Below are 24,358 nucleotides of genomic sequence, written 5' to 3' on the forward strand. Positions count from 1 at the left end.
TTGAGTGCCCCCGCGGGGAAACGCCGGGGGCCCCGGATTGTTTCGTCAATAGCTTTGAGATACGGGCCAGACGGCATCTTCGTCAGCCCGCGGCGTGACGCTGTCCAGCGGCGCATCAAGCGTCCAGACGACGCCGTCCGGCGGGTAATCGAGCCGCGCACTGCCCTGAAGTGCGATCTCCGTCATATGCGAAATGAGCTTGCTGCCAAAACCACTGGCAATGGGGCTTACGACGGGAGGGCCGCCGAGCTCCCGCCATTCCATGGTGAAGCGCTGCTGGCCGCCTGCTTCCCCGGTTGCCCAATGGATGGCGACCTGGCCCTCGGTGCTGGAGAGAGAGCCATATTTGCCGGCATTGGTGGTCAGCTCATGAAGCGCCATGCCGAGCGCCTGCGCGGCTGCGGGGCGGAGCTGCAGGCTGGGCCCCTTGAAGTGAATGCGGTGGCGGACCAGATCCCGGAAATGGGCAAGCTGGGACTGAACCAGATCAGAGAGATCAACCCCCTGCCAGGCATTGCCGACCAGGAGATCATGGCTGGCGGCGAGACCTTGCAGCCGCTCGCTGAAACGGTGCGCAAAGGCGCGCGGCGAGCCCCGGGCGGAGGTTTGATGCGCGATCGACTGCACGACGGCCAAAAGATTTTTTGAGCGGTGATTGACCTCCGCCATCAGCAGGCGAATCTGTTCTTCGGCGCGCTTCCGCTCGGTGATGTCCTGGATCACGCCGATCATGCCGGGCGGCATGCCGCCCGCGCCATAGATGGGGCGGCCCAGGGCCGAGACCCAAAGCCTCGCGCCATCCGGCCGCAGGATTCGGTATTCGATCCGGTAATCGGCGCCACTTGCAAGTGAGGCCTTCACGGCCCTGACGGCACGCTGCACATCATCGGGATGAAGCAGCGACTGGAGGCTTTGCCAGGTGATCTCTTGACCGGTGGGGATGCCGAAGATGGCGCAGGCCTGCTTCGAGAAGCTGATGCTGTCGGTTCCTGCATCCCAGCTCCAGTGGCCCAGCTGCGCGGCGGAGAGGCCAATCTGCAGGCGCTCTTCGCTTTCGCGCAGGGCATCCTCATAGCGCCGCCGATCGCTGATGTCCTGCACGGTTCCGACCAGACGCGACGGCCGCCCGCGCACAAAGAAAGCGCGGCCCGCCGCCATCAACCAGCGGGTGACGCCGGTTTGCCGGTGGATCACCCGGTATTCGGCGCGGTAGTCGCCCGTGCCCGCGGGATCCACCGCGCGCGCCAGCGCTTGCGTGACCGCTTCCCGGTCATCCGGGTGGATGGCGTTCATGAACACGGTGTCGCTGATGGCCTCATCCGCGGAGGCACCCCAGAGCTCCCGGATGCGCTGGTCCCATAGGCAGATGCCAGTGCTGAAATCATAATCGAAGATGCCGAGCTGGGCTGCCTCCCGCGCAATGCGGAAACGGGCTTCGGAATCGCTGAGGGCGGTTTGGGCCTCGACGCGGGCCGTCACATCCTGAGCCAGCATCACGACTTCGCGAATCTGGCCTGCCTCGTCCTTCACCGGATAGGTGGTGGCCTCCACCCAGAGGCTGCGGCCGCCATCCACCGTGAAGGAGGCGTTGTGGCGGAGCGGCGGGGTGTGGAGCACCTTGCCGGCGAAGGCACGATTGACGAGGGAGCGTGCCGGCTCCACCTTGAAATGCGGATCGTGGAATATATTATATTGGCGCATCGCTTCGGCGGAGACCCCAAAGTTACGTTCCAGTGCCGGATTGACGGCGATCGTCTGCCCCGATGTATCGAAGACATGCACCATGAGAGGGGACTGCTCGAAGAGTGCGCGGAAGCGGGCATCGCTGTCCCGCTTGGCAAGCATTGGCTTGGTCGTCTCGGTCAGGAGCGTCAGCACGCCGCCCACGCCGGAACGGGCGCGTGCATCATGTATGGGGCTGCGGCTGTAGGTCCACCAGGCATCCTCCACGGCACCGTAGCGGCGGATCGGGATCAGGCGATTTTCATGCCATATGCTGCCGCCGCCCTCCATGATGCCGCGCATTTCAGCTTCGACAAGGTGGTGTGACTCAGGCCAGGCCTGGGCCGCGGGACATCCGAGAATGGCGGGGTGTTTTTCAGGCCCCAGAAGCGAGGCGCACCCGTCATTATAGAGAAAAATCTGCTCCTCGCCCCAGGTGATCGATGCCGGGTGGCGAGTGCCCAGCATGATGCCGGCCGCGGTGCGCAACCCATCCTGCCAAAGTTCTACTGGACCGAGCGCCGTTGAAGCCCAGTCGTGCTGGCGGATAAGCTCCCCCATCCTGCCCCCGCCATTCGGCCAGGGGGCACGTTCCGCTGCCATTCATGGCCTCTCAGCATTTGCCCCGATTTGCACAGAACGCAAAAAGGTTCTTCCTGGTTCCTGCAGGGCTGCCCTGGAACTTTTTGCAAAGTATTGCGGTTCGAAATTTACTTTCAATGGAGGACTGACATGACCGACCTTGGACACAGCCACACCGGCAATCTTGCGGCCCAGCAGCGCGGCACTGCTTTGAGCGGCCCCACATTCGGCCCGCCCGATGTCGTTGTCTTCTTGCTGATCCTCGCGCAGATCTGGGGACCGCTCGCAGCGGGTGCCTTCCTGCATTCGTGAAAATAACGAAGGCGAGCTGCTCTTCGCACGGAACCGGCTTGCGGGGTTCACGTTGCAGCACGCGACGTCACATTCCACCGGAGGATTAGCCCATGGCCAAAGAGAAGACGCTCGAAGATCTGTTCATCGATACGCTGAAGGATATTTACTATGCCGAGAAGCGCATTCTGAAAGCATTGCCCAAGATGGCGAAGGGCGCAGAGAGCCCGAAGCTCAAGAGGGGCTTCGAGAAGCATCTCGCCCAGACCGAAGACCAGGTGGAGCGCCTCGAACAGGTGTTCGAAATCTTTGGCCAGCCGGCGCGTGGCAAAAAGTGCGAAGCCATCGAAGGCATTCTTGCCGAGGGCGACGAGATCATGAAGTCGTTCAAGGGCACGGCAGCGCTTGATGCCGGGCTCATTTCATCAGCCCAGGCGGTGGAGCATTACGAAATCACGCGTTACGGCACGCTGAAGCGCTGGGCCGAAATGCTGGGCAAGCGAAATGCGGTGGCACTTCTTGACCGCACGCTGAAGGAAGAATCCCAGACGGATGAACTTCTGACGGCCATTGCCGAGCAGGCCAACCAGACGGCGCGGAAGCCAGCCGCCAGCAAGGGCGCTGCGCCTGCCAGGAGCCGCGGCAGCAAGAGCCAGGGTGCGAACGCCAACGCTGAGGATACAGCATCCGACAGTGGCGCCGAGGCTGACGCCTAACGCATCAACCTCAGACGAGAACAACAGCCCGGTCCAGCCCATGCGGCGGGACCGGGCTTTTCCTTAGTGTCTCTCGCTTCCCGGCTCGAAGCAATTATAGGTGTTGCCGGCCCAGTTGATCTGCGCCGTGGCGCCGCTTGGATATTGCGGGCCGTTGCAGTCGTGCCGGGCCCTGTCCAGAAGGTCACGGTCTGACTGGAGCGACATGTCCGGCCCGCGCCACCCGCCGGCGCCCGGACGGAACCCGCCGCCGCTTCCGCCATGCCCGCTGTTGTCATGGCCGCCACCACCGCCGTCACCACGGCCCCCTCCGCCGCCGCCCTGACCGCCGCCGCCACCACCTCCGCCCCCACCGCCGCCCCCACGGGCGAGCGCGGGCTCAATCGCGGTGGTCGCGATGAATGCGATTGCAATGAGCGTGGTAACGAGGCGGAAGGACATGACGAAGCTCCATAATTAACTGTCTGCCACGTCATAGCACGCCTGCGTTGCGGGTTCATCCAACAGAATCGTGTACCGGCGCCCCTACTTTCGGGTGTTGCAGGGATGTTGCACCACCCAAGGAATAGAAGGGGTGTCGCAGAGATTGTCCTCAAATACACTTTTGCGGCGCGAGTGGTTGTGTATAGGATTCGGGCAACAGGGGAGGTACCGCCATGAATTCAAGGTTGCACACGTCACTGGGCCTTGCGTGTCTGCTGGCCGTTGCGCTGCCAGCTGCGGGCCATGCGGCCGACATTGCGCCGCCACCCGATACCAGCGATTGGAAATTCGTTGCCGCCGGCTATCTCTGGGGCTCCGGGCTTGATGGGCAGGTGGGCGTCTTCGGTCTGCCGCCGCAAGACGTGAACCTTACCTTCAAGGATCTGCTCGAGAATCTCGATGGCGCGGTGATGGGCATCGGCGAGGCGCGCAAGGGGCGCTTCATGCTTGGCGCCGACATGACCTATACCCAGCTCAGCGCGTCGATCCCGACGCCCAGGGGTATTCTGGCGCAGAAGGTGGATGTGACCGCCACCAACTGGATGGTGACCGGGCTTGCAGGCTATGCCCTGTTCGAGACGGATGCCGTGCGCGTGGACGGCGTGGTGGGTGGCCGGCTGTGGTCGGTCAACAATGATTTCGACGTGAAGGGCGGGCTGTTCGGCGGCCGCTCCAATTCCGACGGCGCCACCTGGGTTGACCCGCTGGCCGGCGTCAAGCTGAGGATCGACCTCACGCCCCGCATCTATTCCACCAGCTGGGCGATGATCGGCGGCTTCGGTGTCGGCTCCGACCTGATGTGGGATCTGATGGCGGGCGCGGGCTACAAATTCAACGATACGTTCTCGCTTTTTGCGGGATACCGCGCGGTGAGCGTCGACTACAGCGACAACGGCTTCGTTTACGACACGGTCCAGCAGGGGCCGGTCTTCGCCGCGGCATTCCAATTCTGAGTCGGTGATGAGCGCGATGTGAACAGGGAGGTTCAACTTTGAAGCGTCTCATTCTTGCAATGTCCCTCGTATGCCTGATCACTGCCACCGCCGACGCGCAGGAGCAATCCGTCGAACTGGCCAAGCAGCTTGCCAATCCGGTGGCGGATCTGATCAGCGTTCCGTTCCAGGGGAATTACAACAGTGGACTGGGGCCCGCCGAGGACGGCAACCAAACTTACATCAATGTGCAGCCCGTCATTCCCTTCACCCTCAACAAGGACTGGAACCTGATCTCCCGCACCATCCTGCCGGTGATCACCCAGGATGACATCTTCCCCGGCGCCGGCTCGCAGTTCGGCGTTGGCAACACTCAGCAGAGTCTATTCTTCTCGCCGAGCCAGCCGGTCAATGGCCTCATCTGGGGTGTGGGACCGATCTTCTACCTGCCCACCGCATCCGATTCCCTTCTCGGGCCTCAGAAATGGGGTGCTGGCCCCACGGGTGTGGCGCTTTGGCAGGGCGGCCCCTGGACCATGGGCATTCTCGCCAATCAGATATGGTCCTTCGCAGGTGCTTCAGGCGATGCGGATATCAACCAGAGCTATTTCCAGCCCTTCCTCTCCTACACGACGAAGGATGCATGGACCTTCACCCTCAACACGGAATCCACTTACAACTGGATCACCGAAGAATGGTCGGTGCCGATCAACGCCACCGTGGCCAAGCTCCTCACCTTCGACAAGCAGCCGATCAGCCTCTTCGGTGGCGTTCGCTACTGGGCCGTCTCACCGGATGAACAGGGCCCGACGGGCTGGGGCGCACGCTTCGGCCTGACATTCCTCTTCCCCAAAACGTAACCAGGATTATCCCGACATGCGCCGATTGATCACTGCTGCCTTTGCCGCCGGCCTTCTCGCCCTGGGGCTGGGCACTGCCCATGCCCAGCAGGGCATGGGCCCTTTCATGCCCAATGAGGGTGGAACCATCACCACGGCATGGTCCAACGCCTATGGCCCCGATGCCGAATCCTGGATGACCTTCGCCAAGGTCGGACCGCAATCGTTCGATATCAATTATTCGAGCTCGCGCGGCATGCGCGCGGTGCGGCGCATCATGCTGCAGGACCGCTACACCGCCCAGACGCTGGTGCTGGGCTATAACTCCAAGATGCCGCTGGTGATGCCAAATACGACGACACTCGGCACCTCCGCCGCCGTTCTCGAACAGCTGCGCACCACGGGAAGTGCGCCGTCTTCCATCATCTATGACGCGGCGCTGAACCAGGTGAGCGGCGCGTTCCAGCTGGTCAACGCCAACGCCAAGTTCGAAGTGCAGCTGGGAAACCAGGTGGTGCAGGTTCCGGCCATCACCGCCACGGGCCAGTTCAAGGGCCGCTCGAAATCGGCCTCCGGCACATTCACCTTCCTCAACAACAAGAACAACCCTGTCCTTCTCGAGTATTCAATCAACTTCTCGGGCGAGGCCGTGCCGCGCACAGAGCGCGTGGTGCGCGCGGTTCCGGGTGCGGCCCTTCAGGGCGAGATGCAGCAGGCGCTGGCGACCGTCGGCAAATACCGGACGTATGGCATCCACTTCGATTTCGACAAGGCGTCGATCCGGGCCGAGTCCCAGCCGCTGATCAACGACATGGTAACGACGCTCCAGAACAACCCGCTGTGGACGCTGCGCATCACCGGTTATACCGACTCGATCGGCGATCCAGCCTATAACAAGAAGCTTTCCCAGGCGCGTGCGGACTCGCTCAAGGCGGCGCTGGTGAAGCGCGGTGTCAACCCCGCGCGACTGCAGACCGCAGGTGCTGGCGCTTCCAATCCGGTCGGCCCCAACAACACGCTGCAGGGCCGCGCACTCAACCGCCGGGTGGAGCTGGAGCGGACAGACCGCTAAACCGGCCGTCTTCCCATCTGATGACGGCCCCACCGCGGGGCCGTTTTCGTTTGCACTGCACGATATTTCTGCACCTGAAGTAAATATTGCAATTGATGAAGAGTTGGGTCACCCTCCCGCGCAACGGGCCGATCAGAGCCCATGACGGCACAGGGAGGGACGGACTTGGCACTACTGGACGTGCGCAATGTCTCCAAGAGCTTCGGCGCCATCAGGGCGCTGAGCGATGTCAGCTTTGCAATAGACGCTGGTGAAGTCGTCGGGCTGATGGGCGACAATGGCGCCGGCAAATCCACCATGGTAAAGTTGATCGCCGGCAATTTTCCGCCCACGGAAGGCGAGGTCGCGGTCAATGGCCAGGTCTGCCACTTTCACAAGCCCATCGAGGCGCGGGCGCGCGGCATTGAAGTGGTCTACCAGGACTTGGCGATTGCCGATAATCTGACCGCTGCACAGAACGTATTCTTAGGCCGCGAGCTGACCAAGGGCGTCTGGCCCTTCAAGGTGCTCGACAAGCAGGCGATGATCGACAAGTCCGCGGATCTGTTCGCCGAACTCAAATCCGAAACGCGGCCACGCGATCTGGTGCGGAAGATGTCCGGCGGACAACGCCAGGCCGTCGCCATTGCCCGCACGAGGCTCTCCGAAGCGCAGCTGGTGCTGATGGATGAGCCCACGGCGGCGATCTCCGTCCGCCAGGTGGCGGAGGTTCTCGAACTCATCAGGCGCATGAAGGCGCAAGGGGTGGCCGTCATCTTGATCAGCCACCGCATGCCGGACGTCTTTGCGGTGTGCGACCGCATCGTGGTGCTGCGCCGCGGCACCAAGGTTGCCGACAAGCACACGCATGCCACCTCCCCCGAAGAAGTGACCGGCCTCATTACGGGAGCGATCCGTGCAGCCTGAGCAAGCATCCACTACGGGCGGGCACGCCGTGCTTTCGGACGTCGCGAAAGTCAAGGAACATACGATCCTGCAGGCGGTGCTTGCCAGCCAGGCCTTCTGGGTGACGGTGGCGCTCGCCATTCTGGTGGGTCTCATGACGTTCTACGAGCCGACCTTCGGCACAGTGGACAATGCCGCCAACATCACCCGCAACTTCTCGCCCTTCGGCATCATGGCGCTGGGAATGACGGTCGTCATCATCACCGGCGGCATCGATCTTTCTGTGGGCTCCATCATGGGTCTCGTCGCCATCGTGGCGGGCGTGTTCCTGACTTGGGAATATCCCTGGTATGTGGCCTTTGCAGCAGGCCTTCTGGCGGGGATCGCCTGTGGCTGCGTCAATGGCTTCTTCGTCGCCTATGTGGGGATGCCGTCCTTCGTGGTGACGCTCGGTATGCTGTCGATCGCGCGTTCGCTGGCGGTCGTCATTTCCGGCAACCAGATGCTCTACAAGTTCGGCCCAGATGCCCACATCGTGAAGTCGATCGGCCAGGCGAAGTTTCCGGTGCAGACGCCGGGGGACTCTATTCCCGACTGGATACCGCAGCTTTCGTCCCATTTCTGGGTGATGATCGTGATGGCCCTGTGGGTGGGCTATGTCTTCATGTTCAAGCCCTGGGGGCGGCATCTCTTCGCCATCGGCGGCAATGAAAATGCGGCCCGTCTCACTGGCGTTCCAGTCGACCGCATCAAGTTCCAGGCCTATGTATTCTCGGCCTTCACGGCGTCCGTCGCCTCGCTGCTGCTGCTGGGTTACAATGGGTCCGCCATCAACGCGATGGGGCAGGGCTATGAGCTGCGCGTGATTGCGGCCACCGTGATCGGCGGCGCCAATCTGATGGGGGGTGCGGGCACCGCATTCGGCGCCATCATCGGCTCGGCCTTTCTCGAGGTGATCCGCAACGCGCTGCTGATGGCAGGGATCGATTCCAATTGGCAGGGCGCGTTCGTCGGCGCCTTCATCATTCTCGCGGTGCTTCTGGGGCTCCAGAGCGGCGGCAAATCACTGATTGCTGCAACGCTCGACCGCTTCATCCCTGGCAAGCGCCGCTAGAACCCGGTTTCACTGCGGGACAAGAACACAGTGGAGAAACAAATGTGGAGGAAACCAGAATGAAAAAATACCTGATGACGGCCGCCATGGCGCTTGCCGCCATGACGATTGCCGGCTCTGCCGCGCAGGCAAAATATGTCTTCGCGCTTGTTCCCAAGAACATGAACAACCCGTTCTTCGATCAGGCCCGCGATGGCTGCATGAAGGCGCAGGCCGAGTCCAACGGCGCGTTCGAATGCATGTATATCGGGCCCGGCGAGCACGGCGGTGGCGATGAGCAGGTCGCGATCGTGCAGGATCTCGTGGTGAAGAAGGTGGACGGCATCGCTGTCTCACCGGCCAATGCGGCCGCCATGGCCGTGGCCCTGCAGGCCGCCAAGGACGCCGGAATTCCGGTTCTCACCTGGGACTCGGACCTGCTGCCTGAAAACAAGGACCTGCGCGTTGCCTATATCGGCACGCATAATTACGAGATCGGCACCAATCTCGCCAAGGTCGTGAAGGCCAACAAGCCCAATGGCGGCACGATCTGCATTCAGTCGGGTGGTGCGGCCGCGGCCAACCACAATGAGCGCATGCAGGGCATTCGCGACGAACTCTCCGGCACAAAGTCAGCTGCCTCCCCCGGCGACAAGCTGACGGGCCAGGGCGGCTGGACCGAGGCCGAAGGCTGCCCGCTCTACACCGATGACGATTTCCCGAAGTCGGTGCAGCAGTTCGAAGACTTCATGGCCAAGAACCCCAACGTTGACGCCTTCGTGCCGACCGGTGGCTTCCCGCAGTTCATTCCCGATGCGAACCGCGCGGCCGTCGAGAAGTACAAGGACAAGATCGCTTCGAAGTCGCTGGCCCTTGTGGTTGCCGACACGCTGCCGATCCAGATCGAGCAGATGAAGGAAGGCCTGTCTCTGGGCCAGGTTGGCCAGCGTCCGTTCGAAATGGGGTACAAGACCATGAACGCGCTGAACGACATGAAGAACGGCAAGGCGGCTCCGGCCGACCCGACTTATACCGGGCTTGACGTGTGCACGCCCGAAACGGCGGACACCTGCATCGCCAAGTAAGCGGCGCACAAGCAACCGGCAAAGCGGAAGGCGGGGTTCGGGCGAACCCCGCCTTTCCCGTTTCGGAGAGCTTAACCGCGCTGCCCCGGCCGTGTTAAGGCTTGTTCCAGGACGGAGGAATGATCATGCAACAGACGGATGGAGCGCCGCGCGGCGGGCCGGGCACGGCATCGATGCTCGAGAAGTTCGCGCTTATCGTGATGTTCAGCCTGCTCTTCGCAGGGGTCTATCTGGTGTTGCGGCCATTTCAGCTTGGCCTCGTCTTTGGTGTCATCCTCGCCGTTGCGGCCTGGCCGCTGCGCCAGTGGCTCATTCGCAAGGGCATGTCGCGCCGCGTCGCGGCCGGGTTGATGCTGGTGACGCTCCTGGTCTTCGTTCTGGCGCCCGTCATGCTGACGGCACCGGGCCTCGCCGTGGAGATGAAGACCCTCGCAGAGCGCGGCATGAGCTGGATATCATCCTCACCGCCGCTTCCCGCCTGGATCACTGGCCTTCCCTATATCGGCAGCCAGATCCAGACGAGCTGGCAAGGGCTGCTCAGCAACACGCCCGATACCAAGGCGTTGATCGTTTCCTACGCGCAGCCGGCGCGGAGCTTTCTCACGGCTGCCGCGGTCGGGCTGGCGAGCAGTGTGTTCGATCTCACCGTGGCGCTCGTGGTGGCGACGAGCCTCTGGGCAAATGGGGAAAAGCTTGCGGCGGCGCTGCGGCAGATGCTGGTGCGGCTTGGGGGGCCGCATCTTTCGGGCTTGCCCACCGTTGCAGCCGCGGCCACGCGCGGGGTGTTCTATGGAATTGTCGGCACCGCCGCGATTCAAGGACTGCTGATGTCGATTGGCATGCTGGTGGCCGGCGTTCCTGGTGCGGCACCCCTGGGTTTCGTGACGCTTCTGTTCGCGATCAGCCAGTTTGGCGGTGTGCTGATCAATTTCGTCTGGGGTGGCGCAGCCTGGTGGATCTATTCCACATCGGGAACGGGCTTCGCCTTCTGGTTCATCGTGGTGTGGGGTATCTTCGTGACCTTCGTCGATAATCTGCTGAAGCCCATGCTGATCGGCTCAAGCCTGAACCTGCCCCTGCTGCTGGTGACGCTCGGCGTCTTTGGCGGCTTCATTTCCTTTGGCTTTCTTGGATTGTTCATCGGCCCCACGCTGCTCGCCGTGGCGTTTGATGTGATGGGTGCGTGGCGTGAGCGATGGCAGGCGGACTCTACCACCACTCTCCCTTAAAAAATCGCACGGGGGATTCGGCGGGGCTTGTGGCCGTGGCAGAATATGTGTCTCTTGGCTTGGTGACGGTGGTGAAACGGGGATGAAAGCAATGAAAAATGCAGCCTTATTTGGTGTGCTGATGGCAACTGTCTGGGGGGTGCCCGCCATGGCGGATGGCTATCCCGCCATACCACTGTTCTCAGGCAGCAAAACGGTCATGGACGAGGAAATTGCCTATCCCGCGACGGGAAAGGCACATGTCAACGCCCTGATTGTTGTGCTGGGGCCGGGTGAAAAAACGGTGCTGCACAAGCATGGCGTTCCGACCTTCATCCATATTCTCGAGGGCGAGGTGACGGTTGATTACCAAGGCCGTGGAACGCGCACCTACCGCCAGGGCGAGTCTTTTCTCGAGGCGATGGATGTCATCCATGCCGGCAAAAATACAGGAACCATGCCGGTGAAGATCCTGGCCGTCTATATGGGGGCGGAGGGAGCAACGGACGTGATCAAGACGCCATGAGCGGACGTCTTCCCCAGCGTCAGCCCGCGCGGCGCTGACGCAGAAGCGGACGGCGGTAGGGAAGTTCTCCTTCATCGCGCACGCGCAGGAAGCGGATGTAGAAGAATACGCTGATCCAGCTGACCAGCGCCGGGTAGAGTGCGAAGGTGGTGTAAGCCAGATCGGCCGACGTGTGGGTTTCGCGCAGCACCGTGAAGGCGGCAACAGCTGTGAGGAAGGTGATCATCACGATTGCCATCGATTGCGCGGTGTCGAGGGCTCCCCTGAGGCCCGCAATGCCGACGAAGCCCCAGAAGAACAACATCATGAAAAAGCTGCTTCCGAGAAGCTTTCCGACCACGAGGGCGTGAAGCGACAGGCCGGCGGCGATCCAGAATAAACCCCAGTAGCGCGTGTTGCCCATGATTCTCCCCATGTTCCCCAATCGCTCCTGCGCTTCCAGGATGCGGAGATACAGCCGAGCGTTTCTTAACAGATTGGTAGGATTTTGTCCTGCGCTACTTAGCGTGAAAAGGCCCCAATACGCTGTTTCTTCAACACATTCATGTTATGTAATTCAATCTTCAGGAGCAGAGTTTTCATGTTCTGCGCGAGCCCAGTTGACAGGCTGCAGCATTCGGGATTCTAAGGGGCAGCGATCCCATGATTTTGCGCAGGGGAATGGATGGCGGCATCCGAATCAGATTGCATGCCGCCAGATGGCTTCCGGCGGCGGGTTCGGGTGAAATGGAGTTTGTCTGGTGACTTTTCATGTGATGTCGTGGCTTGCGGGCGCAACACCGGTTTGGCTGAGCCTCTGCTTGATCGCAGCATTGGGTGGTGTGTTCTGGCAATTGCGGCAGATGATGAAGCGCATGGACCGGCATGGCGAAAGCATTGCCCATATGGACGAGTGGGCCGACACCGTCGAAGAGACCATTTCGCAGCTTGAGGACCGCTCCCGGCGGGGGCCGCCTTCGATATCTTCCGCGCCACGTTCGACAATCGACCTGAAGCGCTGGTGGCAGAAGTAGTGTTGCTTACCATTTACGGCGGGTTTTGTGGCAGCTGGCATTCCCTAGCGACACATTCATGTTATGTTGCAGAGGCGATTCGCCAGATTGACGGTGGCCGTCCGTGAGCGCAGCAGACCGAACCTACTATGACGTGCTGGGTGTTTCCCGCGATACGCCCTTCGTCGTCATCAAGGCTGCCTATCGCGCACTTGCCAAGGAATATCATCCGGACAGCGGCAGCGAGGCCGCGGCAGAGCCCGAACGCTTCCTCGAACTACAGGATGCTTATGCGGTGCTTTCTGATGCGGGAACGCGGCGTGCCTATGACGGCGCGCTGATGGAGGCGGCGGAAACTGCGACGGAACTGGTTGAGACACGGAGCGCCGTGCCCTTCGCCGGAATGGCATATGACAGTCCTGCCCTGCAGGTCATCCACGCGCGCTTCATGCTGTTTTCAGAGCCTCTGGCCTCGGCCTTCCACGAGGCGGCCTCGACGGAGCGCAGCGAAGAAGATCTTCTGACCTTCGCACAGCTTCTCGAGACGCATTTCCTGAACGAATATTTCGGTGGCGACGAAGATGTCTGCGCCATGGCAGGCCTTCTTCTGCTTCAGTGCCGCAAGCAAGCGCTGTTCGAACTAAATGAACTCGCCGGTGCCATGACGGGCGTGGGCCGGGCAGAACGGCGGCGGCGGCTCTCCGCATTTGCAGACCGCCACTTCACGGAACCATCTGCCTATTCTTCCTGGCTCAAGGCGAGATTTGTGCCGCATGATCCGGCGCCTGCAGCGCCTGATGTGTCACGCGTGCTTGCCAGCAGGCAGGCTGTTGCCCGGCAGCGGGGCTTTTCGATGCGCTCTGCGGCGAAGGTGGTCTGCTGGTCCTTCGCCATGTATCTCGGCATTTGCTTCGCGTCCGCGTTCAGCGGCTAGTTGCGGGGCCCCGCATCATTCCGGGTCATGCGGGCGTGGAAATCACGGGCCCAGCTGGCCAGTCTGCTTCCTGGCTCACGCTGTGTTGCCGGCGCGCCTGTGGCTCCCGCAATCTTGCGATGAGTCGCATATTGGCGCGCCAATTCGCGCCCGTCGATTTCGCGGAATGAGGCCGGCAGCAGAGACTGCGGCACAGGCCCTTCCTGGTGCTGGGGCGTCCAGCCCTGCAGAATCTTGCGCGCGATTTCGAAATCATCAATTGCCATGAGACCCGCTCCTCCGGTTGTCGTCTTCAAGTGCTCGGACAGGAACGCAATCACTTACAAACCAGACCTTCACTGCGAGGCAAATGCCAGCGCACGCTCATCTTCCGGCTGCAGATTTCGGGCCAGACAGGTGAATAGAAGGATTTCATGGGCCACCTCTTTTCTGAGGCCCCATCGGTTACCGGGAAATGCCGGACGGCCATCTTCATAGACGGCCTCGCGGTAGCCCGGGTAAATCATGCAGCGATCGTCGACATCGCCGCGATAGAGATCGACAACGCGTTTCAGATCGGACAAAGCGCGGCGTCTGACCGGGTTGCCGTCCGGCAGCACACGGTTCAACGCACCATTCACCGCGCCGTGGGAATCTTCCACGATGCGCGCGAATGCATCGCGGAGCGCCTGGCGCTTCTCTTCATCCGTAAATGTGTTGCGGCAAATGTCTTCGGCCACGACGGCCGTCCAGAAATAGAGCAGCGTGCAGCAATAGGGCGATTTCCACAACGTCCTCATCAATGCCGGTTGCCGCGATTCCAGAATGTGCAGCGGGCGAACGCAGATGCGATGAATTCGTTCAATCGGCTTGCGGAGGCGGAACCACGTCAGCATGAGACATGCCCCTGGTCACACGCCAGCACCCTGGCATTCCGCTGCGTCTCCGCAAAGCCGAAAACCAGAACAGTGTGACTCATCTCTGCCAGCCCGTGAACATCATGTCTCAACGTCCTGCGCTGCCCTCAGGCCCGCGTGTTGCAAAGGAGCTGCGATGCGAGAACCCTGTGGAGCTCGCGGAAACCTCAGGCGCAGAGAGGCTCACCGGCGGTGGCGTCTGCTGCACGGGTTTCAGCGTCATCTCCAGATCTCTGGTGAAGCTGCGGTTCACGTCATCCAGCTCCTTGCGGAGCCGGTCCACCGCTACGAAGATGAAATCGACGTAGCTCTGGAGAACCGTTTCGGTTGTCTCGGTCGCGTTCTTGCGGAACTGGTCGTTGAGCCATTCGGAGCGCTGGGCAACCCCCTCGAAGGACCGCTCAAGGTTCGATTCAAGCGACCGCAGCGTTTCGCGCGTCATCGATGACAGTCGGCTAGGGATCGAATCGATGATCAGGCGCATCTGATCCGACAGGCCGACAATCGACCCTTTCAGCGAACCATCGACCTTGGCAATTTCGGTTTCCATCCGCTGCGCGACGACCGAAGGCAGATCCTTGATCACGGCGGCGAGGCGGCTTGAACTGCGCTCGGCGGTTTCGCCGATCAAGTTCTCGAAACGTGCCGTATCGGCGTTGACGCGCTGCACCAGATCCGAAGAACTGGCGGCAAGCCGGGTCTGCAGCGTCATGGTTGCGCCTTCGATCTCGCGGCTCACCGAGCTTACGAGGCGCGAGGCGGCATCGTTCAATTCCAAGACGCAGTTGCTAAGATTGGTCTGGATGCGCTCGTCCAGCGCATTGACGGAGTCGTTCATGTTGGCGAGGGCCCTGTCGGCCACGATGCTGACCTGGGTGACGGGCTGCTGCAGCTTGTTGACAACGGAGGTTGCAGTTTCCGCGAGGAAGCCAAGCTCCCGAGAAAGGGCCGCGACCCGGCCCGTTTCTTCCACCACGATCGTCTCCAGCATTCCGCGGAACCGCTCGGCATGGGATTCGACGGCTTCCTGGAACAGATCAGTGCTTGACGTTCCGAGTTCGGAGAAGAGAGACCGGCTCTTTTCGAGGGTCGAGGAGATGTCACGGCTGAGCTGCTCGATCACTTCGATGTTGGCGGTGGAGAGCATCGCGGCATCGGCAATCGTCTCCGACAGGGGGCTCAGGCGGCCGATCGTGGCGTCAAGCTGCTCGGGAAGGCGGGTGATCGTCGATTCGAACTTCAGCATTCGCTTTTCGATTTCGGGCGCCACGGTATGATTGGCGCGGTTGAAATCTTCGAGGCATGCCTTGAGGTCGCGCGTGCTCTGCTGAAGCCTGCTGCCGACTGACTCCAGGATGCCGCTGGCATTTTGCGAGATGGTTTCGAGAGACAGCATGGTGCTCTCGAGTTTCGAAATGACAGGGAGGATCTCCGTCGAGATCATGACGCCGGTGCGCTGCAGGGCTTCGCGCTGTACTTCGCTGGCCTCCACAATGCTGCGCATGTTGGAGATGTTCACGTCAGCCGACTCGGTCGATTGGCGCATGGCTGCGGTGATCTTGTTGGACAGTGCCGCCGTTCTTTCGTCCAGAACCACCATGCGGGAGTCGATGTCTGCGAAGAGACGCTCGAAAGAGGCGTTGATCTTGCGATTGGCCTCTTCAGCGAGAGGGCTCGGCTCCTGCAGACGCTGGGTGACGAGCATCATGCGGCGCCAGATCTCATTGCTGGCCGCCTGGCGGTGCGCCGACAGTGCAAACAGCCACTGTATCGCCGCGATCACCGCGATCGACATCAGGAAAGGCGAATACTGCGCAGGATTGCGCAGCAGGGCTGCAACCGCGGCTCCGCTTCTGAAGCCCATAAGCACAGTGAAGAGCAGGCAGAACACGATGGTGGCCACCACGGCCGCCCAGAAGTAACGCGAGCCCACGAAGGTTGGCGCCTGGCGCTGGTAACGCTGGCGTTTGCTGTCATCATTGGCGGGGCGGTCACTTACGGCATCGAAATCTTCAAGATCCCGTTGCGCGGCCAATGGCTTCTGGCTGGCAACTCGTTCCGTCCAGCGCGCGGCACGCATTTGCGATGCGTCCAGGAACCGGTCCTCCAACTCAAGGCTGTGAGTCGATTTCTTCTTGGACGCCGGCGTCTTCATTCATTCCCCCGGGGCCATTCAGGCCTCAATACTTGAAATCGATTGTAGACAGTCGTCCCGGAAATTAAAATGAAATTAACGAAACTGTGGAAAAAAGAAGGCTTCTTTCGGGCTCGCGAACCCGCTGTTCCGGCAACCGACAGTTGCTCGTTTGCACAGCTCGCCCCGTGCGATTCACAATCAAAAAACAATGCAGTGTCCGCGCGTAACATGCGGACGTGATCTCCGCTAGGAGGCGGAACGTCACGAATGCGAATTGTGTTGCGATGTGACCTTGTTGCAGCACCTCGGCGGGCACAGCCCCCATGACGGCTTCCACTGCCTTGCGCCCATGTTGGTCCGTGATATGGATGCGATGAGAGCCAAGGGGAGCGGGCGTGCGGCGGGCATCGGAATGGTTGTCTGAAAGCAGCAGACGGCGGTTGCTGTTCGCGCTCGGAGGCATTGGTACCGGATTGGTGTCCGCGGGTTTCGCGACGCTGGCCGACACAACGCAAGCCTGGTTCCGGCGATTCGAGCATGGTTACTCTGGCCTGATCTGGTTTACCGCACCCGCGGGATTCGCGTTGATCGCCTATCTCGCACGGCGGTATTTTCCCAACTCACAAGGCAGCGGCATTCCGCAATGCATCGCGGCAGGAGAGACGGCGAACGATGCGCTGCGCCAGCGGCTGCTGTCGTTCCGGGTGGCAGCAGGCAAGGTAATGCTGACGGCGGCGGGCTTTCTGTTCGGTGCATCGATCGGCCGGGAGGGGCCCAGCGTGCAAGTTGGCGCATCGCTGATGTGGGGTCTGCGCAGCAGCCTGGAGAAGGAGCACAAGGCGCTGATCCTGGCGGGTTCGGCTGCCGGTATCGCCGCAGCATTCAATGCTCCGCTGGCGGGCGTCGTCTTTGCGATTGAGGAGTTGAGCCGCTCCTTCGAAGCGCGGACCAGCGGGCTCATCTTGACCGCCACAATTCTCGCCGGTGCGGCCGCCATGGCGGTCACGGGAAACTATGACTATTTCGGCGAAACCACGGGCACCATAAGCCACTGGCAGGACTGGCTTTCCCTGGGTGTCATCGCCATTGCCGGGGGATTGCTGGGGGGCCTGTTCAGCCGCGCCGTGATTGCGATGGCATTCAACCCCGTCTTGCGGCGGGTGACGGGTGCGGCGCGTAGGCCCATCCTGTTCGCGGCGGCCTGCGGGTTTGTGGTTGCGCTCTGCGGCTGGCTGTCAGGCGGGCTCACCTATGGCGCAGGCTACCAGGAGGCCTTTGACATCATCCACCATGACAGCAGCGTGGCGTGGTTCTACGTGCCGTTGAAGATACTCGCCACGACCGCCTCTGCGGTGAGCGGCATTCCGGGCGGGCTGTTTTCGCCGTCGCTTTCGGTGGGAGCGGGGATTGGTGCCGTTGCAGCCGAGTGGCTTCCGTTTTCGGCGGGCAGCGAAACGCAGTTCGCGCTGCTGGGCATGGCGGCCTATCTCACGGGCGTTGTGCAGTCGCCTATCACATCGGTTGTCATCATGGCTGAGATGACGGGCAACAACAGGATGGTCCTGCCGCTCCTCGCTTGCGCCATCGTTGCGCAGGCTGTTTCACGTGCTGTGTGTCCGACCTCAATCTACCATGCCCTTGCCGAAGGCTTCCTTCTCAAGGAACGCGACGGCTGAGGATCAGATGGTCCGCGGCTCCGACCAGATCGAGGCGAGGCCAGCGGCGACCACGATCGCCGCCCCGGCATAGGTCGAGAGATGCACGGTTTCATGAAAGATCACTGGTCCCATGATCGAGGCATAGACGACGCTGAGATAGCTCAGCGGCTGCACCGCGCTGGCATCGAGAATGTTGTAGGCCTTGATGAGAAGATAGTGGCTGGTCACGCTGGTGAGGCAGAGGGTCGCCATCCAGCCCCAGTCGAGCGGCGCCAGCTGGCTCCAGTAGAACGGACCGATGAGGCAGATCACGGCGCATCCGGCAACACCGGTGTAGAAAAAGCTCGTGAGGGGCGGGTCGAGGCGGCCGGCCATGCGCGTCAAAACCACGTAGACCGCGAACATGAAGGCGCAGAGAACGGCGAGCAGCACCGTCATATCGAAGAAGTCGCCATGGGGCTTCAAGATCAATAACACGCCCAGGAAGCCCAGTAAGACTGCACCCCAGCGCAAAGGCGACGCGCGCTCGCCGAGGATCACGACCGACAGGACGGTGGCGACGAGCGGGGTGGCCGCGAAGATGGCCTGGGTGCGGGCAAGGCCGATCACCGCAAAACAGGTGATGGCCAGCACGATCTGCAGTGCCAGCAGCGCTCCGCGTGCGATCTGGAGCCAGGGGGCCTTGCTGTGCGCCGTGGCGGGAATGCCGCCCCGAACGCGTTGCGCCAAAACCAGCGCGAAGCCGGCAAAGGCCCAATACCGGATCATCGTGACGAAGACCGGCGGATAGAGTTGGCCCAGATGCTTCGAAATACCGTCTTGAAGCGAGAATATGGTGATTGCGGCGAGAGCGAAGGCATAGCCCAGGCGGCGCTCGCGCGGGCTCAGTGTCATGGCGGTGGATCGGGGCATTGGCCTTGCGGCTCTTAACGCCTTCGATATGCCAATGGGAAGGCGCCGCAGCGCGCCCACTGCACATGGTGGGGTTGTTTCAGACGAGCACCAGCCGCAGCAGATAGGCAACCGCCCCCACCAGCGCGACCCCGGCCAGATAGAGGCCGAGGAACCACAGCCACCGGCGCATCAGTGATAGTGCTCGTCCGGCCTGACCTTGCCGCGGAACACCCAATAGGAATAGGCGGTGTAGGCAAGGATCATGGGCACCAGCACTGCGGCGCCCACCAGCAGAAACTTCAGCGAGTTGTCCGGCGCGGCGGCATCCCAGATGGTGAGGGAGGGCGGCACCAGATGCGGATAGAAGCTGATGCCGAGACCGGCGAAGGACAGGATGAAAATCGCCACGGTTGCCAGGAAGGGCCTGAGGGTGTGGTTGTCGCGCAAACCAGTCAAAAGGGCCCAGGCCGCTGCGGCCAGCAGCAGCGGGACAACGGCGCTGTAGAGACCGGTGGGCCAGCCGAACCAGCGCTGTAGATATTCCGGCCGCAGCAGCGGGGTTGCCAGGCTCACGGCCCCGATGAGTGCCAGAAGCGCGAGGCCGAGCGGCTTGGCGAATCGGCGGGCGCGCGCCAGCAGCTCGCCTTCCGTCTTCACGATGAGCCAGGTGGCGCCCAGCGTTGCGTAGCCCACCACCAGCGCCAGCGCGGTGAGGAAAGAGAAGGGCGTGACCCAATCCCAATAGCCGCCGCTGTAGGAGCGGTTTGCCATGGAGACGCCCTGCACCAGCGTGCCCAGCGCCAGCCCCTGCGCGATGGCGGCCGAGAGCGACCCGGCCCAGAAGCCGAACTCCCAGAAGCTTTTCATGCGCTCCGTGCGGTGCACGAATTCGAAGGCCACGCCGCGGAAGATGAGGCCTAGAAGCATGACGATGATCATTGGATAAAGTGCCGGCATGACGATGGCATAGGCCAGCGGAAAGACAGCGAAGAGTCCGCCGCCGCCCAGCACCAGCCAGGTTTCGTTGCCGTCCCATACAGGCGCGATGCTGTTCATCGCCAGGTGGCGCTCTTCCCGCGTCTTGAGAAACGGAAAGAGGATGCCGATGCCGAGGTCGAAGCCATCCAACAGCACATAGGCGAGGACTGCGAAGGCGATGAGGCCCGCCCAAATGAACGCATAATCGAAGATCATGTTGAGTCTCCCCCGGCTTCCGTGGCGGCGACGGGCGTGATCCCTGCGGCGCGTGTGGGGCCAATTTCTTCGATGTCGATACGATCCTCCGGCCTTCTCGCCATCAGCCGCAGCACATAGAAGGTGCCGGAGCCGAAGACGAAGAAGTAGACGACGATGAAGCCGATCAGGGAGTAGCCCACGGCATCAGCGCGCAGCGGCGCCACGCTGTCCGCCGTGCGCAACAGGCCATAGACCGTATAGGGCTGGCGGCCCATTTCGGTGGTGACCCAGCCGCACAGCACGGCGAGGAAGCCGGCTGGACCCATCACCACAGCGGCGCGGTGAAGCCATTTCGCATCATAGAGCCTGCCGCGGAGGCGTGCCCAGCCGGACCACAGCCCTACGCCAAGCATGGCGAACCCCACGCCCACCATGATGCGGAAGGTCCAGAAGATGATGGCCGATGGCGGCCGCTCATCGGGTGGAAAAGCATCGAGTCCCTTCATCGGCTTGTCCAGGCTGTGGGTGAGGATCAGTGAACCCAGCAGTGGAATTTCAACGGCGTAGTTGGTGGTGCCCGTAGCCGCGTCCGGCAGGCCGAAGAGGATGAGGGGGACGCGGCCGTCCGGGTAACTCTCGAAATGTCCTTCGATGGCCGCGATCTTCGCGGGTTGATACTCCAGCGTGTTCAGGCCATGGCTGTCTCCCGCATAGAGCTGAAGGGGGGTAACCAGCAGCGCCATCCACATTGCCATGGAGAACATGATGCGCGCACCACGGCTCTGCGGCGTCTTGAGCAGATGCCAGGCGCCCGCCGCGCCCACCACAAAGGCGGTGGTGAGGTAGGCCGCAAGCACCATGTGGACGAAGCGGTAGGGGAAGGAGGGATTGAAGATCACCGCCCACCAGTCCTCCGGCACGAACTGGCCCTGCGCATTGATGGAATAGCCTTGCGGCGTCTGCATCCAGCTGTTGACGCTCAGAATCCAGAAGGCGGAGAACAGCGTGCCCCCGGCGACGATGGCGGTGGCTGCCATGTGCAGCCCTTCGCCCACGCGTTTGCGCCCAAACAGCATAATGCCGAGGAAGCCTGCCTCCAGGAAGAAGGCGGAGAGCACCTCATAGCCGAGGAGGGGGCCCAGTACCGGCCCGACCTTGTCCGCGAAGACCGGCCAATTGGTGCCGAACTGGTAGGACATCACGACGCCAGAGACGACGCCCATGCCGAAGGTGACTGCAAACACCGTCTTCCACTGTTCGAAGAGCGTCAGATAGGCCTCATCCCGCCGCCACAGCCAGAGCGCATTGAGCACCGCCAGATAGCTTGCGAGACCAATGGTGAACGCCGGAAAGATGATGTGAGCCGAAACGGTGAAGGCGAACTGGAAGCGGGCCAGATCAAGGGCGGAGATGTCGCTCAGCATGATGCCTCCATGGTTCGAACCTCTTTGCGTTTCAAGGCCCGGCCTGGGCGGCCTGCCCTGCCATTCTGATGAAACCGTTCTAGCGGCTCATGCTCTGCCTTGCCATATGATTTGCCAGCAGGGACGACTTGCCGCGCATAGGCCGCTGCCAAGCATGCGTGGGTTGATCGGACCTTACTTAGCTCAGGTTGCGGGCAGAACGAATCTGCGATCGCGAAGACGCTGTTCCCGGCTCCCGTAAGATAAAATTAACCACGACGCGCAATCGTTTGCCATCAACAATCGGAACGGTCAGCGCCATGTCCAACGACAATTACGGTCAGCTTCAATGGTTCAAGGCATATGTTGCTTCGGGCAGGGCGCCGCGTTGGACGATGGCCCCGGCGGACATCCATGGTTTCCTCACGGGACTGGCCATGGCGGGTCCGCTTCCCGATACGGAATGGACGAGCTGGATCTGGTCCGGTGACGTGCCGGAGTTCGAGTCAGAAGCGGAGGAATGGAGCGTGATGACCGACCTCCTCGCATATGAAGTGCAGGTGCGCGAGGCGCTCGGCAATTATCGGATCCTCACGGCTGCCATTCTTCCCCATGGCGGCAATGGCTGGTTCTTTGCCGCCGACTGGGCGGAGGGTTTCCTGCAGGCGATCGAGGCCAACCCGCACCCCTGGCGCAAGGCCGTGGACCTGGCGGAGCCTTCCCTCTCGGTGGTGCTCGGCACCTGCTATCACAGCCATGATGAGTACAATTCGGGCTACATCGGCTTCGAGGCGCTGGATGAGTTGAACTATCATCTTCGCCACCTCAACCGCGTCATGCAGAACGCGGCGGGCTATGTGGCGGCGGTGGCCCGCGCGGCCTGACAAAGACTTTGAGCATTTGGCCTGCCTCGTCCTAGTATTCACCCGGGAGGCCGAGGATGGCACAGGGGCAGACGGCGCGGCGCATCATGTTGCTGGGCGCCACGGGAACGATCGGGCGCGCCGCGGCTCAGGCACTCGTGGCGGAGGGTCATGACGTTGTCTGCTTCACAAGGGCTGGAACTGCCGAGACCGTGCTTCCCTCAGCGGTCACGATCCGAACCGGGCAGGTGACAGATCCCCCTTCTCTTCGGCGTGACGGGTTCAAGGGAGAGCCGTTCGACGTTCTGGTCTCCTGTCTTGCTTCACGCAATGGCTCGCCAGAGGATGCCTGGGCGGTCGACTATAAGGCACATGTTGCAGCACTGGATGCAGCCCAGGAGGCAGGTGTCCGGCACATGGTGCTGCTCTCCGCCGTCTGCGTGCAGAAGCCGCGGCTTCACTTCCAGCATGCGAAACTCGCCTTCGAGAAGGCCTTGACCGGCTCCGGCCTCATTTATTCCATCGTGCGGCCCACGGCTTATTTCAAATCGCTCTCCGGCCAGATCGGGAGGCTTCGGCAGGGGAAGCCTTATTTGCTGTTTGGCGATGGCCGCCTCACCGCAACGAAACCGATCAGCGACGGTGATCTTGCGCAGTATCTGGCACTCTGCATTCGGGATCCGGCGCTCCAGGACCGGATCCTGCCGATCGGTGGCCCCGGCCAGGCCTTCACGCCGCGCGAACAGGGCGAGTGGCTGTTTGAGATGCTGAAGCAGAAACCGCGCTTCCGCTCCCTTCCGGTTCCCGTGATGGATGGCATCGTCGGAGTGTTGTTGATGACGGGTGCCGTCTCACGGCGCATGCGGGCGAAGGCGGAACTGGCGCGCATCGGCCGCTACTATGCGACAGAGTCCATGCTCGTGTGGGACGCAGAAGCAGGGCGCTATGACGAGGCCGCGACACCATCATTCGGAAGCCAAACGCTTCGGGACTATCATCAGCAGATCATCGCTGGCGCGCCTGAGCCTGACAGGGGCGAGCATCGCGTTTTCTGAGCGGACTCAGAGGATGACGAGTTCCACGCCCTTGTGCAGCTTCTGGAGGTTGGGAAGGGATTTCGACTGCCACGGAATGCGGGTAGAGCCCAGCACCTTCATCGCAATCTCCGGCTGCTTGCGCAGTTCGATGGTGAATTTGGCGAGAAGGTTGATGCCGGAGCTGTTGAGGAACTCGAGCTGGGTCAGATCCAGCACCATGGACTGCGGCTTCTCCGCCAGCACCTGTTGCATGAGGTCGAGGATGGGTTGATAAGCGTCCGTTCCGGAAAGCCTGAGCGTTCCTTCGTAATGTATCGTGGAGCCTTCATTCCAGACATTGTAGTCGCCGGTCTTGATTTCCATATCAGGCAATTCCTTGGTGTTCAGTTGAGTGTGAGGGACGCATAGGTCGAGAGTACGACCGCGTCCCCAGCATGCGCTTCGCGGAAGTCCCAGCCGAGGCGCGCACCGTAATCATTCATGAGTGTGAGAAGACCGAGGCCCGATGCAGAGGAATTCTCATCGGCTGCGTTGGCCTCAATCCGCTCGATCAGCAAGTCGCCTGGGTCGCGTGTGGTGATCTCTGCCAGAAGGCCCTTGAAGCGCTCCGCCACGGGCGCTTCAGCGTAGTTGCTGACAGTCAGTTCGAGATTGTTTCCCTCGAGCGTGCAGTTGATCCGGATATCACCCGGGCTTCTGAACTTGATGGCGTTTTCCAGCAACTCATTAACCAGATAGATGATTGAATGCCGCGCATCCTGATAATCCCCGATGCTCTTTGCATGGTGGAGCGCGAAAACATCCCCCAGGAACTCGCAGGTTTCACTTGCGTGCTGCCAGCTGACGCCCAAAGGCCCTTCATGCAGCACCAGCGCCATGGAGAAGGCTAGGGTGCCATTGTTGTGGGCGATTTCTCCGAAACGAGAGTTCATGG

Annotated in this window: 25 protein-coding genes and 1 pseudogene; 15 read left to right on the plus strand and 11 right to left on the minus strand. The window is 61.7% G+C overall.

Features of this window, described 5'->3' with window-relative positions; translation table 11 throughout:
• Nucleotides 1-45 precede the first annotated feature (45 nt).
• The gene (locus tag ACO06F_RS14795; RefSeq protein WP_421693513.1) at nucleotides 46-2,325 is read right to left on the minus strand and encodes a PAS domain-containing sensor histidine kinase; all 2,280 of its coding nucleotides are present in this window, start codon (nucleotides 2,323-2,325) and stop codon (nucleotides 46-48) included.
• 129 nt (nucleotides 2,326-2,454) lie between these two features.
• Here ACO06F_RS14795 and ACO06F_RS14800 point away from each other — a divergent pair, with 129 nt between their 5' ends.
• Nucleotides 2,455-2,616, plus strand: coding sequence for a hypothetical protein (locus ACO06F_RS14800; protein ID WP_421693514.1), 162 nt, complete (start codon nucleotides 2,455-2,457; stop codon nucleotides 2,614-2,616).
• A 92-nt stretch (nucleotides 2,617-2,708) separates the two neighbouring features.
• Nucleotides 2,709-3,194 (plus strand): annotated as a pseudogene (locus tag ACO06F_RS14805) (ferritin-like domain-containing protein); the annotation flags it as partial.
• 180 nt (nucleotides 3,195-3,374) lie between these two features.
• Here the strand turns inward: ACO06F_RS14805 and ACO06F_RS14810 are convergent.
• Nucleotides 3,375-3,752: a hypothetical protein gene (locus tag ACO06F_RS14810; protein ID WP_421693515.1), complete on the minus strand. Its 378-nt coding sequence runs from the start codon at nucleotides 3,750-3,752 to the stop codon at nucleotides 3,375-3,377.
• A gap of 215 nt (nucleotides 3,753-3,967) precedes the next feature.
• Here ACO06F_RS14810 and ACO06F_RS14815 point away from each other — a divergent pair, with 215 nt between their 5' ends.
• From ACO06F_RS14815 to ACO06F_RS14850, 8 genes are all read left to right on the plus strand, one after another.
• Nucleotides 3,968-4,747, plus strand: coding sequence for a hypothetical protein (locus tag ACO06F_RS14815; RefSeq protein WP_421693516.1), 780 nt, complete (start codon nucleotides 3,968-3,970; stop codon nucleotides 4,745-4,747).
• 59 nt (nucleotides 4,748-4,806) lie between these two features.
• On the plus strand, nucleotides 4,807-5,586 hold the full coding sequence (locus tag ACO06F_RS14820; RefSeq protein ID WP_421696693.1) for a transporter: 780 nt from the start codon (nucleotides 4,807-4,809) through the stop codon (nucleotides 5,584-5,586).
• Between the two features lie 16 nt (nucleotides 5,587-5,602).
• Nucleotides 5,603-6,637, plus strand: coding sequence for an OmpA family protein (locus ACO06F_RS14825; RefSeq protein ID WP_421693517.1), 1,035 nt, complete (start codon nucleotides 5,603-5,605; stop codon nucleotides 6,635-6,637).
• A gap of 165 nt (nucleotides 6,638-6,802) precedes the next feature.
• Nucleotides 6,803-7,543, plus strand: coding sequence for an ATP-binding cassette domain-containing protein (locus ACO06F_RS14830; RefSeq protein WP_421693518.1), 741 nt, complete (start codon nucleotides 6,803-6,805; stop codon nucleotides 7,541-7,543).
• A gap of 28 nt (nucleotides 7,544-7,571) precedes the next feature.
• A complete protein-coding gene (locus tag ACO06F_RS14835) occupies nucleotides 7,572-8,636 on the plus strand; it encodes an ABC transporter permease (RefSeq protein ID WP_421693519.1) in 1,065 nt (354 codons plus the stop codon).
• Nucleotides 8,637-8,695: 59 nt separating this feature from the next.
• Nucleotides 8,696-9,700, plus strand: coding sequence for a substrate-binding domain-containing protein (locus tag ACO06F_RS14840; protein ID WP_421693520.1), 1,005 nt, complete (start codon nucleotides 8,696-8,698; stop codon nucleotides 9,698-9,700).
• Nucleotides 9,701-9,825: 125 nt separating this feature from the next.
• Complete coding sequence (locus ACO06F_RS14845; protein ID WP_421693521.1) at nucleotides 9,826-10,929, plus strand: AI-2E family transporter; 1,104 nt, start codon at nucleotides 9,826-9,828, stop codon at nucleotides 10,927-10,929.
• 91 nt (nucleotides 10,930-11,020) lie between these two features.
• Nucleotides 11,021-11,434 (plus strand): cupin domain-containing protein, encoded by a 414-nt coding sequence (locus ACO06F_RS14850; RefSeq protein ID WP_421693522.1) that lies wholly within the window; start codon nucleotides 11,021-11,023, stop codon nucleotides 11,432-11,434.
• 19 nt (nucleotides 11,435-11,453) lie between these two features.
• Here ACO06F_RS14850 and ACO06F_RS14855 read toward each other — a convergent pair whose 3' ends face one another.
• The gene (locus ACO06F_RS14855) at nucleotides 11,454-11,849 is read right to left on the minus strand and encodes a hypothetical protein (RefSeq protein ID WP_421693523.1); all 396 of its coding nucleotides are present in this window, start codon (nucleotides 11,847-11,849) and stop codon (nucleotides 11,454-11,456) included.
• Between the two features lie 325 nt (nucleotides 11,850-12,174).
• On the opposite strand from ACO06F_RS14855, the gene ACO06F_RS14860 reads away from it, so the two are divergent.
• The gene (locus tag ACO06F_RS14860; protein WP_421693524.1) at nucleotides 12,175-12,447 is read left to right on the plus strand and encodes a hypothetical protein; all 273 of its coding nucleotides are present in this window, start codon (nucleotides 12,175-12,177) and stop codon (nucleotides 12,445-12,447) included.
• Nucleotides 12,448-12,550: 103 nt separating this feature from the next.
• Entirely contained in the window at nucleotides 12,551-13,360 is an 810-nt protein-coding gene (locus ACO06F_RS14865; protein WP_421693525.1) for a J domain-containing protein, read from the plus strand.
• Here ACO06F_RS14865 and ACO06F_RS14870 read toward each other — a convergent pair.
• The 3 genes from ACO06F_RS14870 to ACO06F_RS14880 all read right to left on the minus strand — a co-directional run bounded on the left by ACO06F_RS14870 (nucleotide 13,357) and on the right by ACO06F_RS14880 (nucleotide 16,411).
• Nucleotides 13,357-13,626 (minus strand): hypothetical protein, encoded by a 270-nt coding sequence (locus ACO06F_RS14870; RefSeq protein ID WP_421693526.1) that lies wholly within the window; start codon nucleotides 13,624-13,626, stop codon nucleotides 13,357-13,359. The two genes, ACO06F_RS14865 and ACO06F_RS14870, sit on opposite strands and share 4 nt — an antisense overlap.
• 69 nt (nucleotides 13,627-13,695) lie before the next feature.
• Complete coding sequence (locus tag ACO06F_RS14875; protein ID WP_421693527.1) at nucleotides 13,696-14,235, minus strand: hypothetical protein; 540 nt, start codon at nucleotides 14,233-14,235, stop codon at nucleotides 13,696-13,698.
• Between the two features lie 109 nt (nucleotides 14,236-14,344).
• On the minus strand, nucleotides 14,345-16,411 hold the full coding sequence (locus ACO06F_RS14880; RefSeq protein ID WP_421693528.1) for a hypothetical protein: 2,067 nt from the start codon (nucleotides 16,409-16,411) through the stop codon (nucleotides 14,345-14,347).
• 458 nt (nucleotides 16,412-16,869) lie between these two features.
• Between ACO06F_RS14880 and ACO06F_RS14885 the strand changes: the two genes are divergently transcribed.
• Nucleotides 16,870-18,069, plus strand: coding sequence for a chloride channel protein (locus ACO06F_RS14885; protein WP_421693529.1), 1,200 nt, complete (start codon nucleotides 16,870-16,872; stop codon nucleotides 18,067-18,069).
• A 3-nt stretch (nucleotides 18,070-18,072) separates the two neighbouring features.
• On the opposite strand, the gene ACO06F_RS14890 is transcribed toward ACO06F_RS14885, so the two are convergent.
• From ACO06F_RS14890 to ACO06F_RS14900, 3 genes are all read right to left on the minus strand, one after another.
• Nucleotides 18,073-18,963 carry a DMT family transporter gene (locus tag ACO06F_RS14890; RefSeq protein ID WP_421693530.1) on the minus strand — a complete coding sequence of 297 codons (891 nt, stop codon included), beginning with the start codon at nucleotides 18,961-18,963 and terminating at the stop codon, nucleotides 18,073-18,075.
• 171 nt (nucleotides 18,964-19,134) lie between these two features.
• On the minus strand, nucleotides 19,135-20,139 hold the full coding sequence (cydB, locus tag ACO06F_RS14895) for a cytochrome d ubiquinol oxidase subunit II (protein WP_421693531.1): 1,005 nt from the start codon (nucleotides 20,137-20,139) through the stop codon (nucleotides 19,135-19,137).
• Nucleotides 20,136-21,545 carry a cytochrome ubiquinol oxidase subunit I gene (locus ACO06F_RS14900; protein ID WP_421693532.1) on the minus strand — a complete coding sequence of 470 codons (1,410 nt, stop codon included), beginning with the start codon at nucleotides 21,543-21,545 and terminating at the stop codon, nucleotides 20,136-20,138. The genes cydB and ACO06F_RS14900 overlap by 4 nt, the downstream gene beginning before the upstream one ends.
• A 299-nt stretch (nucleotides 21,546-21,844) precedes the next feature.
• Between ACO06F_RS14900 and ACO06F_RS14905 the strand changes: the two genes are divergently transcribed.
• The gene (locus ACO06F_RS14905) at nucleotides 21,845-22,408 is read left to right on the plus strand and encodes a UPF0149 family protein (RefSeq protein WP_421693533.1); all 564 of its coding nucleotides are present in this window, start codon (nucleotides 21,845-21,847) and stop codon (nucleotides 22,406-22,408) included.
• A gap of 56 nt (nucleotides 22,409-22,464) precedes the next feature.
• Nucleotides 22,465-23,442: an NAD(P)H-binding protein gene (locus ACO06F_RS14910; protein ID WP_421693534.1), complete on the plus strand. Its 978-nt coding sequence runs from the start codon at nucleotides 22,465-22,467 to the stop codon at nucleotides 23,440-23,442.
• Nucleotides 23,443-23,448: 6 nt separating this feature from the next.
• On the opposite strand, the gene ACO06F_RS14915 is transcribed toward ACO06F_RS14910, so the two are convergent.
• Together ACO06F_RS14915 and ACO06F_RS14920 are read right to left on the minus strand one after the other, a co-directional pair.
• Nucleotides 23,449-23,787 carry a slr1659 superfamily regulator gene (locus ACO06F_RS14915; protein WP_421693535.1) on the minus strand — a complete coding sequence of 113 codons (339 nt, stop codon included), beginning with the start codon at nucleotides 23,785-23,787 and terminating at the stop codon, nucleotides 23,449-23,451.
• Nucleotides 23,788-23,807: 20 nt separating this feature from the next.
• Nucleotides 23,808-24,356 (minus strand): slr1658 superfamily regulator, encoded by a 549-nt coding sequence (locus ACO06F_RS14920; RefSeq protein WP_421693536.1) that lies wholly within the window; start codon nucleotides 24,354-24,356, stop codon nucleotides 23,808-23,810.
• Nucleotides 24,357-24,358: the final 2 nt, after the last annotated feature.

This window comes from Aestuariivirga sp. (genome assembly GCF_965227715.1).
Classification (GTDB): Bacteria; Pseudomonadota; Alphaproteobacteria; order Rhizobiales; family Aestuariivirgaceae; genus Aestuariivirga.

Bases quoted from the DNA above. Each gene is read 5' to 3' on its own strand.
- ACO06F_RS14920 (WP_421693536.1), bottom strand. From the start codon at position 24,356: ATGAACTCTCGTTTCGGAGAAATCGCCCACAACAATGGCACCCTAGCC.
- ACO06F_RS14845 (WP_421693521.1), top strand. From the start codon at position 9,826: ATGCAACAGACGGATGGAGCGCCGCGCGGCGGGCCGGGCACGGCATCG.
- ACO06F_RS14870 (WP_421693526.1), bottom strand. From the start codon at position 13,626: ATGGCAATTGATGATTTCGAAATCGCGCGCAAGATTCTGCAGGGCTGG.
- ACO06F_RS14890 (WP_421693530.1), bottom strand. From the start codon at position 18,963: ATGCCCCGATCCACCGCCATGACACTGAGCCCGCGCGAGCGCCGCCTG.
- ACO06F_RS14810 (WP_421693515.1), bottom strand. From the start codon at position 3,752: ATGTCCTTCCGCCTCGTTACCACGCTCATTGCAATCGCATTCATCGCG.
- ACO06F_RS14825 (WP_421693517.1), top strand. From the start codon at position 5,603: ATGCGCCGATTGATCACTGCTGCCTTTGCCGCCGGCCTTCTCGCCCTG.
- ACO06F_RS14900 (WP_421693532.1), bottom strand. From the start codon at position 21,545: ATGCTGAGCGACATCTCCGCCCTTGATCTGGCCCGCTTCCAGTTCGCC.
- ACO06F_RS14820 (WP_421696693.1), top strand. From the start codon at position 4,807: ATGTCCCTCGTATGCCTGATCACTGCCACCGCCGACGCGCAGGAGCAA.
- ACO06F_RS14875 (WP_421693527.1), bottom strand. From the start codon at position 14,235: ATGCTGACGTGGTTCCGCCTCCGCAAGCCGATTGAACGAATTCATCGC.
- ACO06F_RS14905 (WP_421693533.1), top strand. From the start codon at position 21,845: ATGTCCAACGACAATTACGGTCAGCTTCAATGGTTCAAGGCATATGTT.
- ACO06F_RS14850 (WP_421693522.1), top strand. From the start codon at position 11,021: ATGAAAAATGCAGCCTTATTTGGTGTGCTGATGGCAACTGTCTGGGGG.
- ACO06F_RS14855 (WP_421693523.1), bottom strand. From the start codon at position 11,849: ATGGGGAGAATCATGGGCAACACGCGCTACTGGGGTTTATTCTGGATC.
- ACO06F_RS14910 (WP_421693534.1), top strand. From the start codon at position 22,465: ATGGCACAGGGGCAGACGGCGCGGCGCATCATGTTGCTGGGCGCCACG.
- ACO06F_RS14880 (WP_421693528.1), bottom strand. From the start codon at position 16,411: ATGAAGACGCCGGCGTCCAAGAAGAAATCGACTCACAGCCTTGAGTTG.
- cydB (WP_421693531.1), bottom strand. From the start codon at position 20,139: ATGATCTTCGATTATGCGTTCATTTGGGCGGGCCTCATCGCCTTCGCA.
- ACO06F_RS14800 (WP_421693514.1), top strand. From the start codon at position 2,455: ATGACCGACCTTGGACACAGCCACACCGGCAATCTTGCGGCCCAGCAG.
- ACO06F_RS14795 (WP_421693513.1), bottom strand. From the start codon at position 2,325: ATGGCAGCGGAACGTGCCCCCTGGCCGAATGGCGGGGGCAGGATGGGG.
- ACO06F_RS14815 (WP_421693516.1), top strand. From the start codon at position 3,968: ATGAATTCAAGGTTGCACACGTCACTGGGCCTTGCGTGTCTGCTGGCC.
- ACO06F_RS14915 (WP_421693535.1), bottom strand. From the start codon at position 23,787: ATGGAAATCAAGACCGGCGACTACAATGTCTGGAATGAAGGCTCCACG.
- ACO06F_RS14840 (WP_421693520.1), top strand. From the start codon at position 8,696: ATGAAAAAATACCTGATGACGGCCGCCATGGCGCTTGCCGCCATGACG.